Source organism: [Actinomadura] parvosata subsp. kistnae, from assembly GCF_900323885.1.
GTDB classification, from domain to species: Bacteria; Actinomycetota; Actinomycetes; order Streptosporangiales; family Streptosporangiaceae; genus Nonomuraea; species Nonomuraea composti.
This window is the reverse complement of record NZ_OOHJ01000022.1, coordinates 791,803-806,687: the sequence shown is the minus strand read 5'-3', so window position 1 is coordinate 806,687 and position 14,885 is coordinate 791,803. Positions and strand designations below refer to the sequence as shown.

The 14,885-nt window shown below is 72.4% G+C and carries 12 protein-coding genes; 4 read left to right on the top strand and 8 right to left on the bottom strand.

The window, feature by feature from the left end:
* The first annotated feature begins 8 nt into the window (after positions 1-8).
* Genes KIS93_RS46410 through KIS93_RS46400 form a run of 3 tightly spaced genes read left to right on the top strand, consistent with a single transcriptional unit; the run spans position 9 to position 2,838 of the window.
* A complete protein-coding gene (locus tag KIS93_RS46410; RefSeq protein ID WP_080041681.1) occupies positions 9-1,208 on the top strand; it encodes an ABC transporter substrate-binding protein in 1,200 nt (399 codons plus the stop codon).
* Positions 1,205-2,035: an ABC transporter permease gene (locus tag KIS93_RS46405; RefSeq protein WP_080041680.1), complete on the top strand. Its 831-nt coding sequence runs from the start codon at positions 1,205-1,207 to the stop codon at positions 2,033-2,035. Before KIS93_RS46410 ends, KIS93_RS46405 begins: the two co-directional genes overlap by 4 nt.
* Positions 2,032-2,838 carry an ABC transporter permease gene (locus KIS93_RS46400; protein WP_080041679.1) on the top strand — a complete coding sequence of 269 codons (807 nt, stop codon included), beginning with the start codon at positions 2,032-2,034 and terminating at the stop codon, positions 2,836-2,838. The genes KIS93_RS46405 and KIS93_RS46400 overlap by 4 nt, the downstream gene beginning before the upstream one ends.
* Before the next feature lie 5 nt (positions 2,839-2,843).
* Here KIS93_RS46400 and KIS93_RS46395 read toward each other — a convergent pair whose 3' ends face one another.
* The 8 genes from KIS93_RS46395 to KIS93_RS46360 form a co-directional block, all read right to left on the bottom strand.
* Positions 2,844-3,173, bottom strand: a complete 330-nt coding sequence (locus KIS93_RS46395) for a hypothetical protein (protein ID WP_080041678.1) — start codon at positions 3,171-3,173, stop codon at positions 2,844-2,846.
* Positions 3,140-4,084 (bottom strand): hypothetical protein, encoded by a 945-nt coding sequence (locus KIS93_RS46390; protein WP_080041677.1) that lies wholly within the window; start codon positions 4,082-4,084, stop codon positions 3,140-3,142. Before KIS93_RS46390 ends, KIS93_RS46395 begins: the two co-directional genes overlap by 34 nt.
* 115 nt (positions 4,085-4,199) lie before the next feature.
* Entirely contained in the window at positions 4,200-6,482 is a 2,283-nt protein-coding gene (locus KIS93_RS46385) for a family 43 glycosylhydrolase (RefSeq protein ID WP_080041676.1), read from the bottom strand.
* Positions 6,482-7,948: a sulfatase family protein gene (locus KIS93_RS46380; protein WP_080041675.1), complete on the bottom strand. Its 1,467-nt coding sequence runs from the start codon at positions 7,946-7,948 to the stop codon at positions 6,482-6,484. Before KIS93_RS46380 ends, KIS93_RS46385 begins: the two co-directional genes overlap by 1 nt.
* Entirely contained in the window at positions 7,945-8,913 is a 969-nt protein-coding gene (locus KIS93_RS46375) for an aliphatic sulfonate ABC transporter substrate-binding protein (protein WP_080041674.1), read from the bottom strand. Before KIS93_RS46375 ends, KIS93_RS46380 begins: the two co-directional genes overlap by 4 nt.
* Positions 8,914-8,945: 32 nt before the next feature.
* On the bottom strand, positions 8,946-9,725 hold the full coding sequence (locus KIS93_RS46370; RefSeq protein ID WP_080041673.1) for an ABC transporter ATP-binding protein: 780 nt from the start codon (positions 9,723-9,725) through the stop codon (positions 8,946-8,948).
* Complete coding sequence (locus KIS93_RS46365) at positions 9,722-10,528, bottom strand: ABC transporter permease (protein WP_080041672.1); 807 nt, start codon at positions 10,526-10,528, stop codon at positions 9,722-9,724. The genes KIS93_RS46370 and KIS93_RS46365 overlap by 4 nt, the downstream gene beginning before the upstream one ends.
* Positions 10,525-11,769: an ROK family transcriptional regulator gene (locus KIS93_RS46360; RefSeq protein ID WP_080041671.1), complete on the bottom strand. Its 1,245-nt coding sequence runs from the start codon at positions 11,767-11,769 to the stop codon at positions 10,525-10,527. The genes KIS93_RS46365 and KIS93_RS46360 overlap by 4 nt, the downstream gene beginning before the upstream one ends.
* Positions 11,770-12,014: 245 nt before the next feature.
* On the opposite strand from KIS93_RS46360, the gene KIS93_RS46355 reads away from it, so the two are divergent.
* The gene (locus KIS93_RS46355) at positions 12,015-14,876 is read left to right on the top strand and encodes a beta-galactosidase (RefSeq protein ID WP_080041670.1); all 2,862 of its coding nucleotides are present in this window, start codon (positions 12,015-12,017) and stop codon (positions 14,874-14,876) included.
* The last annotated feature ends 9 nt before the right edge of the window (positions 14,877-14,885 follow it).

The following is a 14,885-nucleotide window of genomic DNA, read 5'->3' as shown; positions in this document are numbered from 1 at the left end:
AGAAGGCCATGCGACGGATCGGATCGGCCCTCGCGGCGGCGGCCCTCGCGCTCGCCGCCGCCTGCGGCGGCACCACCCCCACCACGGGCGCCCCCGCCCCCGGCCAGAGCGGGTTCGTCCCGCCCCGGCTGAGCGCCCCGCAGGCCCTCGGCACCGGCGAGGGGCAGGTCGACCTCGTCGCGTGGGCCGGCTACGTCGAGGACGGGAGCAACGACCCCAAGGTGGACTGGGTCACCCCGTTCGAGCAGGAGACCGGCTGCCAGGTGAACGTGAAGGTGGCCGGCACCTCGGACGAGATGGTCGCGCTCATGCGCACCGGCCAGTACGACGCCGTCTCCGCCTCCGGCGACGCCTCGCTGCGCCTCATCGCGGCCGGCACCGTCGCCCCGGTCAACACCAGCCTCATCCCCAACTACACCGACGTGTTCGACGGCCTGAAGAGCAAGCCGTGGAACTCCGTGAACGGCGTCCCGTACGGGGTGCCGCACGGCCGCGGCGCCAACCTGCTGATGTGGCGCACCGACACGGTCAGGCCCGCCCCCGACTCCTGGAGCGTCGTCTTCGACCCGAACTCGCCCTACAAGGGCAAGGTCACGGCCTACGACTCGCCCATCTACCTCGCCGACGCCGCCGTCTACCTCATGGCCACCCGGCCCGACCTCGGGATCAGGAGCCCGTACGCGCTGGACGACCGGCAGTTCCAGGCCGCCGTGGACCTGCTCAAGCAGCAGAAGCAGGTCGTCGGCGAGTACTGGTCCGACTACACCAAGGAGATCCAGGCGTTCAAGAGCGGCGACTCGGTCGTCGGCACCACCTGGCAGGTCATCGTGAACGTGGCCAAGAGCGAGCGGGCCCCCGTCGAGGCCGTGCTGCCGAAGGAGGGCGCGACCGGCTGGTCCGACACGTGGATGGTGGCCGCCAGGGCCGCGCACCCCAACTGCGCGTACCGGTGGCTGGACTGGATCATCTCGCCCACCGCGAACGCGCAGGTCGCCGAGTACTTCGGCGAGGCGCCGTCGAACGCGAAGGCGTGCGCGGAGACCGCCGACCCCCAGCACTGCGCGACCTTCCACGCCACCGACGAGGCGTACTTCTCCAAGGTGCACTACTGGACCACCCCGATCGCCCAGTGCCTCGACGGCCGCACGAACGTCACCTGCAAGGACTACGCCGCCTGGACGCGGGCCTGGACGGAGATCAAGGGGTGAGCCGGGCCGGCGCCTTCCTGCACCGCAGGGCGGGGGTGCGCCTGGCGCTGCTGCTGTCGGCGCCGCTGGCCTGGCTCGGGCTGGCGTACCTGGGGGCGCTGGCGGCGCTGCTCGTCACCGCGTTCCACTCGGTGGACACCTTCACCGGCACCCTGAACCGGACGTTCACCTGGGCGAACTTCCTGGACCTGGCCACCGGCGAGGTCTACCGGACGATCGTGCTGCGCTCGGTCGGGGTGGCGCTCGCGGTGACGGCCATCGACCTCGTGGTGGCCTTCCCCATGGCGTTCGCGATGGCCAAGCTGGCCGGGCCGCGCACGCGGCGCTGGCTGGTGATCGCCGTGCTGACCCCGCTGTGGGCGAGCTACCTGGTCAAGGCGTACGCGTGGCGGGTGATGCTGTCGTCCGGCGGGCTGCTCGGCTGGGGCTTCGGCCTGACCGCCACGGTGCTGACGCTGGCCTACCTGTGGCTGCCGTACATGATCCTGCCCATCTACGCGGGGCTGGAGCGGTTGCCCGGCTCGCTGCTGGAGGCCGCGGGCGACCTCGGCGCCCGCTCCTGGCAGGTCTTCCGTACGGTCGTGTGGCCGCTGACCTTCCCGGCCGTGATCGCCGGGTCGATCTTCACGTTCTCGCTGTCGCTGGGCGACTACATCGCCGTCAAGATCGTCGGCGGGCGGAGCCAGCTCATCGGCAACGTCGTCTACGACAACATCGGCGCCGCCGGCGACCTGCCGTTCGCCGCCGCCGTGGCCACCGTGCCCGTCGTCGTCATGCTCGGTTACCTCGCGGCCGTGCGCCGCACCGGCGCCCTGGAGAGCCTGTGAACCTGTCCCGGCCGGCCCGGCTGCTGCTCCGGCTCGCGCTCGCGGCCGGCCTCGCCGTCATCTACGTGCCGCTGGCCGTCGTGCTGCTCAACTCCGTCAACGCCGACCGCACCTTCGGCTGGCCGCCGGCCGGGCTGACGCTGCGGTGGTGGGGCGCCGCCTGGGCCTCCTCCGGGGTGCGCGAGGCGCTCTGGACCTCCGTCCGGGCCGGGCTCGGGGCCACCGCGATCGCGCTGGTGCTCGGCACGATGGCGGCCTTCGCCGTGCAGCGCCACCGCTTCTTCGGACGGCAGGCCGTCTCGCTGGTGATCATCCTGCCCATCGCGCTGCCCGGCATCGTCACGGGCATCGCGCTCAACAACGCCTTCCGTACCGTGCTGGAGCCGTTCGGGGTGGGGCTCGGGTTGTTCACCGTGGTCGTCGGGCACGCCACGTTCTGCGTCGTGACCGTCTACAACAACGTGCTGGCGCGGCTGCGGCGCACGGGGATCGGCCTGGAGGAGGCGTCGGCCGACCTCGGGGCGGGGCCTTTCACCACGTTCCGGCTGGTGACGTTCCCCCTGATCCGGTCGGCGCTGCTGGCGGGCGGGCTGCTGGCGTTCGCGCTGTCGTTCGACGAGATCATCGTGACCACGTTCACGGCGGGGGCCGGGGTGCGGACGCTGCCCATCTGGATCTTCGAGAACCTCTTCCGGCCGAACCAGGCCCCCGTGGTGAACGTCGTGGCCGCCGCGCTCATCGTCGCCTCGCTGATCCCCGTCTACCTCGCCCAGCGGCTGTCGTCGGACGTGGGCACCCACTGAAACCTCTAGGCCGGGCCGGCGACCTGGGCGGCCTGCTCGCGCAGCCGCCGGGCGCGGCGGCGCAGGCTCTCGGCGGTGGCCAGGCAGGCGTCCTCCAAATCGTCCAGCTCCCCGCGCAGCCTGATCACCTGCGTGACGAACCGCTGCGCGGCCGGGCCCCGCCAGAAGGTCTCGTGATCGGACGGGCGCGCCGGCAGGCCCTCCAGCGCCTCCGGCAGCGCCCTGGCGTAACGCAGGAACGTGACGGCCAGCGCCTCCTTGTCGGCGGCCTCGCGGAGCAACTGGTCCCTGGTCGGCATCGTCAGCCGCCCGAGCTGCCCCGGACGTTCGCCCACGCCCGCGCCCGCAGCCCTTCCGCGCCCACGCCCGGCTCGAGCGCCGCGTCCAGCGCCTCCTGGAGGGCCGGATCACCGGCGGCCAGCAGGGTCGCGCTCTCGCGGGGGTGCTCGGCCAGGAACTGCTGGAACGCCAGCGGGTTCGCGGCGTAGGCCGTGACGAGGCCGTGCACGTCGTGGGGCGGGTCCGGCCGGCCGAGCAGGGTGAGCGCCGCCTGGTTGAGGAACGTTCCGGACTGGGGGGCGAGCGAGACCAGCGCGCCGAGCACGCCCGGCGGCGCCGTCTCCGCCACCGCCCGCCACTCGTCCCCGAGCCGCCCGGTCCGCTCCCCACTGGCGAAAGCCCTGGTCAGCAACCTGGCACCCGAGCCCGCCACGCTGTGCGCGCCACTCGCGTCCTGCGGTGCGCCGGGCGTTCCGGCGCCCGCTTCGGTCAGGAGGCGCAGGGCGCGGACGAAGAGCGCCGGGCCGAGCGCCGCCAGGAGCGCCGCGGCGTAGGCCGGGTCGGCGACCTGGGCGGCGGCGGGGGAGAGGACCTGGTCGAGAGCCTGGCCGGTCGGGTCCGGGGTGGCGAGGGCCGTGCGGAGGGCGGCGGCGGTCTGCTCGGCCGCGCGCCGCGCCTCCGGCTCCGCGTCGAACGGGAAGGCCGCCGTCAGCAGGCCGCGCTCGCGCACCGGCACGAGCTGCTCCACCGTGTCGATCCGCCACTTCAGGTCCCGCTGGGACTCGTCGAGGAACGCCCACGTGCGGTGCAGCGCCGTCGTGCCCTGGCGGCCGGCCCAGTCCTGGCCCGCTTCGGCGATCGCCGCGTCGAGCCCGGGCCGCGTCCGGCCCACGAACGCCTTCACCGCCTCCATCCGGCGGATCAGCTCGTGCGCACCGCGGGGGTCGATCCCCACCAACTCCCCCATGAACCCTCCCAAGAGGTCACCAGGCGGGAGTCAAGCACACCGGACGCACCGGAGGGGACACGTTTCGCAGAACGGGAATCGCCCCCGGTGACGGAAGCCACCGGGGGCTCGGATCTCAGTCGCGATACGTCCGTACGTAGTCGAACGCGGCGACCGCGCCCGTCCGGTTCATCGAGACGAGACCGATCTTGAGCGGGCCCTTGGCGGGCAGCGTCCAGACGCCGTTGCGCACCCAGCGCTGGCCGTCGCGGCTGGTGGCCGCGCGCACCTCGTTCTCGCGGTTGGCGGCGTCGTAGTGGTACGACAGCCGCAGCCACATCGTCTCCGCGGCGGGCCCGCCGAACATGGGCCCGTTCGCGACGGCGATCGGCGGCGTGGTCGTCGGCCGCTCGCCCTCCTTGCCGAACTCGCTCATCTGCAGCACGACCCCGTTGCCCCGCTGGAGCGGCAGCGCGCTGTGGGCCATCTTGAAGTAGCGGTCGTCGTTCTCGTACAGCAGCAGCCCGGCCTGCTGGGCGGCCTGAGTGGGCGCGAAGCGCACCTTCGTCTCGACCGTGTAGTCGCCTTCCGGCGCCGGCCGCCACAGCACGGAGGCGGTGTTGCTGGCCAGGTGCAGCTCGGCGTTCTGGGTGGGCCAGGTCAGCGTGCCGCCCGCGACGCTCACGCCGGCGGCGGGCCCGCGCACCCACTGCCAGGCCGGGCCGAGAGCGTCGCCGTCGAACTCGTCGCTGAACTCGGGCAGCAGTTCGCCGGGCGCGGGCTCGGGCACCCGCTGGGTGACCGGCCGGTACAGCTGGGCGGCGCCCACGTTGTCGGCGTCGGCCCGCCCGCGTGCCGCGACGCCGGCCGAGCCGGGCCGGGCGGCGGCGCGCGGCAGCGTGCGCCGCTGCTCCGCGACCGGGTCGCCGAGCCGGTCGGCGCTCACCTGCACCGACAGCTCGGTGCCGCGCAGCTCGGCGGACACCGTGTGCCAGGTGTCGTGGTCGAACCCGGCGGGCAGCGCGGTCACCTGCTCGCCGCGGCTGCGCCCGCCGATCACGACGTCGGTGACGAGCACGCCGCGGTCCTTGTCCAGCCAGGCCACCACGTGGTTGTTGCGGTTGACGTACGCGAGCGTCAGCCCCGCCGCACCCCGCGAGACCCGCAGGTCGGCCTGGGCGCGCACGTCGGCGGAGGCCGTCCTGCGGGCCGTCGCCAGGTACGACAGGCCGCCGCTGAAGGAGGCGTAGCCGTGGGCGTCCCGCTCCGTCGCGGCCGTCCAGGCGCCGCCCTCGGCCCGCCAGCCGGCCAGCGAGCCCTCGCCGAACGTGCCGCCCACCTCGTACGAGGTCACCGGCGCCGGCTGGGCCCCCTCGGACGGCCCGGCCCCGGCACGCACGACCGGCCAGCCGTCGATCCAGTCGAGCCGGTCGATCAGCAGCGGCCGCTTGCTCAGCGCGGCCAGCCGCCCGCCGCCGACCGGCGGGAAGTCGGGGTCGGCGGTGGATATGGCATGGTAGACGAGCCAGTCCTGGCCGGACAGATCGGTCTGGAAGCCGCTGTGGCCCGGCCCGGCCCACTTGTTGCCGTTGGCGCCGACGACGATGGCGCCCTTGCTGGTCGGCTCCATCAGGTCCACGCCCTCGTCGTCCACGAACGGGCCGGACGGGCTGGTGGAGCGGCCCACCTTGACCTGGTAACCGCTGTAGGCGCCGTCGCAGCAGCCGGCGTCGGAGTAGAACAGGTAGTAGTAGCCGCCGCGGCGGACGACGTACCCGCCCTCCATGCGGCGGCCCCTGGCGATCTGCGTCGCGGTGCCCTGGACGAGGGTGGCGTCGGCGTTCATGCGGGCCACGCAGATGACGTCGTAGCTGCCCCAGTACATGTAGTGGGCGCCGTCGGCGTCGGTGAACTGGGCCTGGTCGATGTGCCCGGTGGGGCAGCCCGCCTGGGTGGCGGCCGGCAGCACGTCGCCGCGGTCGGTCCACGGGCCGGTCGGGGTGGGGGCGGTGGCCAGGCCGAGGTCGCCGCTGGCCAGCGAGTAGTACAGGTAGTAGGTGCCGCCGATGTAGCGGATGTCGGGCGCCCACAGGCGGGCGTCGCCGTGCCAGGCGGGCTTGGTCTGCGGGGTGAACACCTCGCCGGCGTACTCCCAGGTCACCATGTCGGCGGAGCGCAGGATCGGCAGGATGCGCTCGCCGTCCTCGCCCTTGCTGTTGAAGACGGGGTTCTGGGTGCCGTAGGCGTACCAGAGGCCGTCCTGGGCGCGGATCATCGTGGGGTCGGGGAAGGTGTCCACGACCCCGGCCGAGACGGGGTTGGAGTAGGTGGGGGCCGCCTGCCCAGCGGCGGGTGCGGCGGCGGGGAGGGGGGTGATCAGCCCCGCCGCGAGGGCGGCGAGGCCGAGGAGCTTACGCATCAACCAGTGGTCTCTTTCTCGAACGAGCTCAGCGTCGGGTCGTAGTCGAGGGCGCCGATGTCGTACATGGGCGTCATCCAGTGGTAGAAGTTGTCGCCGCGCTCGCGCAGCAGGTCGTACAGCCTGCGCATGAGGCGGCGCCGGACGGGCGCCAGCTCCGGGTGGGTGTACCGGTTGCTCAGCTCGTGCGGGTCGGCGTGCAGGTCGTACAGCTCGTTGACCGACTCCGGGTTGACGACCAGCTTGTAGCGGTCGTCGCGGATCATGCGCTGCGGGTAGGGGAAGTGGTGGCCGTGGAACTCGGCGAGCAGCTCGCCCGGCCACTCGGGGTGCTCGCCGCGCACCAGCGGCACGAGGCTGCGGCTGTCCACGGCCGACTTCGGGTCGCAGCCGGCCAGCTCCAGGATCGTCGCCGTGCAGTCGGTGAGCGACACGAACTCGTTCCTGACCTGCGGCGGAGCCCCCGGGATCCGGACGATGCCGCAGATGCGGTAGATGTCCTCGTACATCGCCGGGCCCTTGTCGTGCAGCCGGTGGGCGCCGGTGAACTCGCCGTGGTCGGAGGTGAAGAACACCGACGTCTGATCCGTCAGGCCCAGCTCGTCCATGCGGTCGAGGATGCGGCCGATCTGCTGGTCGATCAGCGTGACGTAGCCCCAGTAGACCGCGATCAGCTTGCGGGTGATCTCGATCGGGATCGTGTCGAACGTCCAGTGGTCGCTGTAGTTGCGCTGCACCGGTGGCTTGCCCTCGAACGTCTCCGCGATCGACGGCGGCAGCTCGACCAGGCTCGGGTCGTACATGTCGAAGTACTCGTCCGGCAGCAGGTACGGCAGGTGCGGCCCGAAGAAGTGGGTGGCCAGGAAGAACGGCTTGCCCTCGGCCGCGTACCGCTCCAGGTGCTCGATCGCCCGGGTCGCCAGGTAGTGCTCGAACGTGGCCTCGACCGGCTGGTGCAGCCGCGCGGCGAGCAGGTTGCCCTGGTTGCCGTTCGGCGTCGTGCCGCGGATCAGGTCGGAGATCCGGTACGGCGGCAGCCCCCGCTCCTCCAGGTAGGCGAGGTAGTCGGGGTGGTCGACCGGGTTGTGCCAGCCGGGCAGGTCGGGGCCGTCGAAGCCGTAGGAGGCGGCGTTGCGGCTGGTGCCGCCGTGCCACTTGCCGATCAGCCCCAGGTTGTAGCCGCGCTCCTTCAGCGCCTCGGGGAAGGTGAACGCGTCCTCGCGCAGGTCCTCCAGGTAGCCGACGTTGCGCTCGTAGTTCGCCAGCAGCCGGTGCCGGAACGGCGCCTGCCCGGTGAGCAGGCTGGCCCGCGCGGGCGTGCAGATGGCCGTGGGCGTGTAGAACCGGTCGAACCGCGTGCCGGTGGCGGCCAGCCTGTCGAGGTTGGGCGTGGCCACGTGCGGGTTGCCGTAGCAGCCCAGGGTGTCGACGCGGTGCTGGTCGGTCATCAGGAACAGCAGGTTCACTTGGTGAAGGCCTTCGTGTAGAGGTCGCCGGTGTAGTACGTCGCCGGGTCGGGCCTGGACTTGAGCTGGCCGGTGCCGACGAAGAAGTCGCCGAGGCTGTTGAGCCACTTCGCCACGGTGCCGTCCTTGGTCTTGTTGACCAGGTCCTCGGTGGTCATCACCTTGACGTTGGCGGCGTCGGCCTTGACCTTGGCCGCGTCCAGCTTGAGCAGTGACGCCGCCTCCGTGATCGACTCCTCGTAGTGCGCGGCCCGCCAGTCGTTGGCCTCCTGCAGCACCTTGATCACCTTGTTGGTGAGCTCGCCGTCCACCTTCGTGCCGCCGACGAACGCGGTCGGGAACGAGCTGTCCGGCCACTCCTTGGTGCTGGCCAGCTCGGTCAGGTCCGGCACCTTCTGCTTGATGTTGTCGATCAGCGGGTACCAGATGCCGGCCGCGTCGATCTGCCCGGCGACGAACGCCGAGACGACGGTGGCCGGGTCCATCGGCACCTTCTGGATGTCCTTGACGCTCATGCCGGCCTTCTGCAGGGCCAGGTTGAGCACCATGTCACCGGACGTGCCCTCGGGCACGCCGACCTTCTTGCCCTTCAGGTCGGCGATGCTCTTGATCCCGGGCCGGCCGATGACGCGGTCGGCGTAGGCGAGCGTGTTGATCGCGACGACCTTGGCCTTGCCGGTGGCGGGCAGCCACATGGCGCCCGGGCCGATGTAGCCGAAGTCGAGGTCGCCGGCGCCGAGCGCCTGGATCTGCAGCGGCCCGTTCGTGAAGACCTTGATCTCGGGGGTGAGCCCCTGCTTCTCCCAGAGGCCCTGCTTCTGCGCGATCGCGAGCAGGCTCGCGCCGTTGTAGTCGCTGATGTAGCCGAACCGGACCGTGGAGCCGTCGTCGGAGCAGGCGGTGACGGAGAGTGCGAGCAGGCTCACCGCCGTGGCGGCCGTCAGGGCGCGGCGAAGAGAACGCATGGCGGATCAGTCCTTTCCGGGGGGTTGGGTTTCTAGGCCGCGGGTACGGCCGGAGCCTGGTGGTAGACGGCGTGCCAGACCTCGTTGCGGATCCGCCCGAACTCGGGCGACAGCCGCATCTCCTCGGTCCTCGGGTACGGCAGGTCGACGTCGACGACCTTGTGCAGGCGGCCGGGCCGGGCGGCCATCACGATCACCCGGCTGGCCAGGTAGACGGCCTCGTCCACGTCGTGCGTGATGAACATGACCGTGCGCTGGTCCTTGCTCCACGTGTCGAGGAGCTGGTCCTGGAGCTGCACCCGGGTCAGCGCGTCGAGCGCGCCGAACGGCTCGTCCATGAGCAGCACCTGCGGGTCGACCGCGTACGCGCGGGCGATCGCGCAGCGCTGCTTCATGCCGCCCGAGAGCATCTTGGGCAGCGCGTCGGCGAAGTCGGCCAGCCCGACCAGCTCGATCGCCCGCTGGGCGCGCCGCCGGCGCTCCTCGGCGGGCAGGTCCATGAGCTTGAGCCCGAACTCGACGTTCTTGCGCACGGTCAGCCAGGGGAACAACGCGTACTGCTGGAAGATCACCCCCCGGTCGGGCCCGGGGCCGTCCACCGGCGAGCCGTCCACCAGCACCTCGCCCGACGTGGGCTCGACCAGGCCGGCGGCCATGCTCATCAGCGTGCTCTTGCCGCAGCCCGACGGGCCCACGACGGTGACGAACTCGCGGTCGGCGATGTCCAGCGACACGTGGTCCAGCGCGGTGAAGGTGTCGTCCTTCAACGGGTACGTCTTGACGACGTCCCTGAACGAGATCTTGACGTTCATCGGCGCTCCTGCCAGTTGGTGAGGCGGCGCTCGGCGAGCAGCAGCAGGCGGTCCATCAGCAGGCCGAGCACGCCGATGGCGATCAGGCCCACGAAGATCGTGGACAGGTCGTAGTAGAGCTGGGCCTGCTGCATCCGGAAGCCCAGCCCCTCCTGGGCGGCGATCAGCTCGGCGGCGACCAGCGTGCCCCAGGCCGAGCCGAGCCCGACCCGCATCCCGACCAGGATGAACGGCGTCGAGGCCGGCACCACGACCTTGAGGAAGATGGTGCGGTCGGAGGCGCCCAGCACGCGGGCCGCGTTGATGAGCGTCCTGTCCACGTCCACGACGCCCTGGAACGTCGAGACGACGCTGGACAGGAACGCGGCCAGGAAGATCACGAAGACCTTGGGCACCTCGCCGATGCCCATGAGCACGATGGCCAGCGGGATGATCGCCAGCGGCGGGATCGTGCGGAAGAACTGCACGTACGGCTCCAGCAGGCCGCGCGCGGTGGCGTACCAGCCCATGAGGAAGCCGACCGGGACGGCCAGCAGCGTGCCGAGCAGGAAGCCGACGAGCACCCTGCGCAGGCTGGCCAGCGCGTCGGTGAGCAGGGTGCCGTCGGCGATCAGCTCGCCCGCCTTGGCCGCCACCTCCAGCGGCCCCGGCAGCCCTTGCACGCCGACGGTGGCCAGCGCCGTCCACACGACCAGGCCGATGACGACGGCGACGAGGTTGAGCGCGACGGCGCGCCGCGAGCGGCTGGGGGCGCGCCGGGCGGGCTGCGCCGGCGACTTGCCCAGCGCGGTGAGCTGGGTCATCGGGACTCCTTGTCGGGGATCGGGTCCTCCGCGAGATCCGGGCCGGCCGGATAGCGGGAAAGCAGGGGGGATTCGTGCAGCACCAGGGCGATGCCGCCGAGCGCGCCGGCGACCTCGCCGAGCGTGGCGCGGCGCAGGCTCACCCGGTGCCGGGAGACCGGCATGACGTGGTCGTGCAGCGCCCGCTCGACCGGCGCCAGCAGCGCCTCGCCGGTCTCCGCCAGCTCGCCGCCGATCACGATCACGCTCGGGCCGATGGCGTTGCACAGGGCGGCCAGCACCTCGCCGATCCGGGCGCCGACGCCGCCGAGCAGGGTGAGCGCGGCCTGGTCGCCCGCCCGGACGGCCTTGACCAGCTCCGGCACGTCCGCGGCCCGGCCGCCGGCGGCGCGGAAGGCGTCCAGCACGGCCCTGATCGAGGCGACGGTCTCCAGGCAGCCGGTGCCGCCGCAGTCGCAGCGGGCGCCGCCCGGCTCGACCGTGATGTGGCCGAACTCGCCGGACAGCCCGTACGCGCCGCGGTGCAGCGACCCGCCGACCACCAGGCCGCCGCCGACGCCGTGCGACAGGCGCAGGTACAGCACGTCCTGCCCGCCCGCGGCGGCGCCCCAGATGCTCTCGCCCAGCGCGGCCAGCCGGGTGTTGTTGTCCAGCAGCACCGGGACGCCGAACCGCTCGCGCAGCAGCACTTGCACGGGATGCGGCCCGGGCTGGGCCCCGCCCTCCTCGGCGGGCCGGTCTTCCTCACCGGCGTGTTGAGAGCCCACCACGCCGACCACGCCGACGCCGATCGCGTCGAGCGCGCCCAGCCGCAGCGCGCCCGTGCCGGTGCCGGTGAGCGAGCCGACGAGCCGTACGGCCAGCTCGACCCGCTGCTCCCACGGCAGGTCGGCGTCGTGCGGCTCGCTGGCCGAGCCGACGACCTCGTGCGCCAGGTTGACGGCGGCGACGTGCAGGGCGCGGCGGGCGAAGTCGATGCCGATGGCCTGGCCGGCGTCGGGGTTGAGGGTCAGCGTCTCGGCCGGCCTGCCGCGGCCGCGCGGCGCCTCCTGGGAGGTGGCGGTGACCACGGCGCCGCCGGCGACGAGCTCGGCGAGAATGTCGTAGAGGGTCGTACGCGACAACCCGCAACGCTTGCCCAGCTCGCCCCGGCTGAGGGGGCCGTGCTTGCGCAGCAGCCCCAGCACGAGCTCTTCGTGCCCGCGCCGGAGCTGTGACAGGGGGCCACGGGGGTGTGACATGACGGAGAGTCTGCCGACGTGCGGTGTTTTTCGTCAATAACCCGGAAAAAAACTTACCCCTGCTGACATCGGGCCTGTGAGCTGCGAGGACAGTTCCGGGCGGGGTTCCGCGCCCCTCGTAACGTTCGCGTAACGCCCGGTGGTGATCGTTTCCCGCGGCCGAACTGATCGTTGACGTTTGTTTGGATGGTGGCCAAAGTAATGAGAGCGCGTGCCGTCCCGAGCCCACCCCCTGGAAGGCCACCATGAGGCGCTTGCTCCCGGTGCTCCTGGCCCTGCTCCTCACCTGCGCGGCCCTCGTCGCGCCGGCCCGCGCCGGCAGCGCGCCCGAGGTCACCTACGACCGGTACTCGCTGATCGTGAACGGCCGCCGGATCGTGCTCCAGTCGGCCGAGTTCCACTACTTCCGGCTGCCCAGCCAGGAGCTGTGGCGCGACGTGATGGAGAAGTTCAAGGCGGCCGGCTTCAACGCCGTCTCGCTCTACTTCTCCTGGGCCTACCACTCGCCGGCGCCCGGCGTGTACGACTTCAGTGGCGTCCGCGACGTGGACCGGCTGCTGCGCACCGCCCGCGAGACCGGCCTGTACGTGATCGCCCGGCCAGGGCCCTACATCAACGCCGAGAGCACCGGCGGCGGCTTCCCCGCCTGGCTCAAGACCGTGCCGGGCCGGGCCCGCAGCTTCGAGCCCGGCTACCGCGAGGCGTACCGGGAGTGGCTGCACCGCATCAACCCGATCATCGCCCGCCACCAGCTCCCGCGCGGCGGCCCGGTCATCCTCTACAACGCCGAGAACGAGTACCAGGTCGGCACCGACGCCGCCTACATGCAGGACATCCAGGACCAGGCCAGGGCCGACGGCATCACCGTGCCCATCACCACCAACGACTGCTGCGACGCCGGGAGCTGGAGCTCGACCTGGGCCAGCGGGCCCGGCGCGGTGCAGATCCCGGGCGTGGACGACTACCCGCAGTCGTTCGAGTGCGCGAACCCCGCCCTCTGGGGGCCGTGGGGCGAGGGCCTGACCGAGCGGCTGCGCGACGACATCCCCGTCTTCGCCGCCGAGTACCAGGCCGGGGCGATCGACGTCGGCAACGCCGGATACGACAAGTGCCGCGAGCTGACCGGGCCCGCGTTCATGAAGTTCTTCTACAAGAACAACCTCATCCAGACCGGCGCCACGATGTTCTCGTACTACATGGGCTACGGCGGCACCAACTGGGGCTGGCTCGCCCAGCCCAACGACGTCTACACCTCCTACGACTACGGCGCCGCCCTCACCGAGGCCAGGCGGCCGACTCCCAAGTACGACGAGTTCAAGCGGCAGGGGTACTTCCTGGAGGCCGTCGCGCCGCTGGCCAGGACCGACGCCCTCGCCACGCCCGCCGTCCCCGGCGACGCCGCCCTGACCACCGTCGCCCGCGCGAACCCCGACACCGGCACCCAGTTCGTCCTCGTCCGGCACACCGACCGGGCCGCCACCGGCACCGACACCACCACCCTCGACTGGGCCGCGCCGGACGGGCGGTACCAGGTGCCGGTGCGGGTGAAGGGGCGGGACGCGCACGTGCTCGTCGCCGGGTACGACCTCGGCGGGCAGCGGCTCGCCGTCTCCACCTCCGAGATCATGACCCACGCCGCCATCGGCGGGCGCGACGTGGCACTCCTCTACGGCACCGCCGGCGCGCCGGGCGCCACCGTCCTCCGCTACCCGTCCGCGCCTTCGGTCAAGGTGCTCGAAGGGGCGGTGCGGGCCGCGTACAGCGGGGGCGACCTGCGGCTCGACTACGCGCACGACAGGCTCGCGCGGGTGCTGGTCACGGGCGGCGGGCGGCGGCCGCTGCTGCTGCTCATCGGCACGGACGAGGAGGCGGCCCGCTTCTGGCGGGTCTCCACGGCGGCCGGTCCGCTGCTGGTCCGCGGCCCCGAACTGGTCCGCTCGGCCACCCTGCGCGGGGACGTGGTCAGCCTGGCGGCGGACACGGTCGCCGGCGAGATCGAGGTCTTCGCCCCGCCCTCGGCCACCCGCCTCGACCTCACCGCCGGCCAGGGCGCCAGTGAACGCGTGCGCGTGGCGCGGACGCCGAGTGGTTCGCTCCTGGGTGTCACGCGGGCGCCGGCCCCCGCGCGGCTGCCCGAGCTGACCGGCTGGCGGGCGCGCGCCGAGGCGCCCGAGGCGGCGCCCGGCTTCGACGACTCCCGCTGGACGGCCGCCGACCACACCACGACCACCAGCCCGCACCCGCCCAAGACCCTGCCCGTCCTGTACGCCGACGACTACGGCTACCACTACGGCAACGTCTGGTACCGCGGCCACTTCACCGCCACCGGCGCCGAGACCGGGATCGACCTGAACGCGATCACCGGCCTGCGCGGCACCTACCTCGTCTGGCTGAACGGCCGCTACCTCGGCGCGGCGGCGGGGGGAGTGCAGGCGGACTCGGGCGACCAGGCGACCCCGCCGAACCCCGACCCCGGCCCGGGCCACTTCGCCATCCCGCCCGGCCTGCTCCGGCCGGGCGCGGACAACGTGCTCGCCGTCCTGGTCGCCAACATGGGCCACAACGACGACTGGATCGCCGACGACCTGCGCTTCAAGCAGCCCCGAGGTCTGGTGGCCGCGTCAGTCAGCGGCACTGTCGGCGGCACCCCGATCGCCTGGAAGATCCAGGGCACAGCCGGCACGGACGCGCTGCGCGGCCCTCTCAGCACCGGCGGCCTGTACGGCGAGCGCGTCGGCTGGCATTTGCCGAAATATCAGGACAAGGCGTGGAGGAAGACCGCCCCGGCGACCGCCCTGACCCCCGGCGTCACCTGGTACCGCACCTCGTTCCGGCTGGACCTGCCCAAGGGTCAGGACGTCCCGATCGGCCTGCGCTTCGGCGGCGACCCGTCGCCGGCGTACCGGGTGCTGATCTTCCTGAACGGCTGGAACGTCGGCCAGTACGGCGGCGACATCGGCCCGCAACGCGAGTTCTCGCTCCCGGCCGGGATCCTGGCCGAGCACGGGACGAACACGCTGGCCCTGGCCGTCACCGCCGAGCAGCCGGCGACCGGCCCGGGCCCGCTCACCCTGTTCGCCTACGGCAACGTCCGCGGCGGGCCCTGAGCCCGTCGG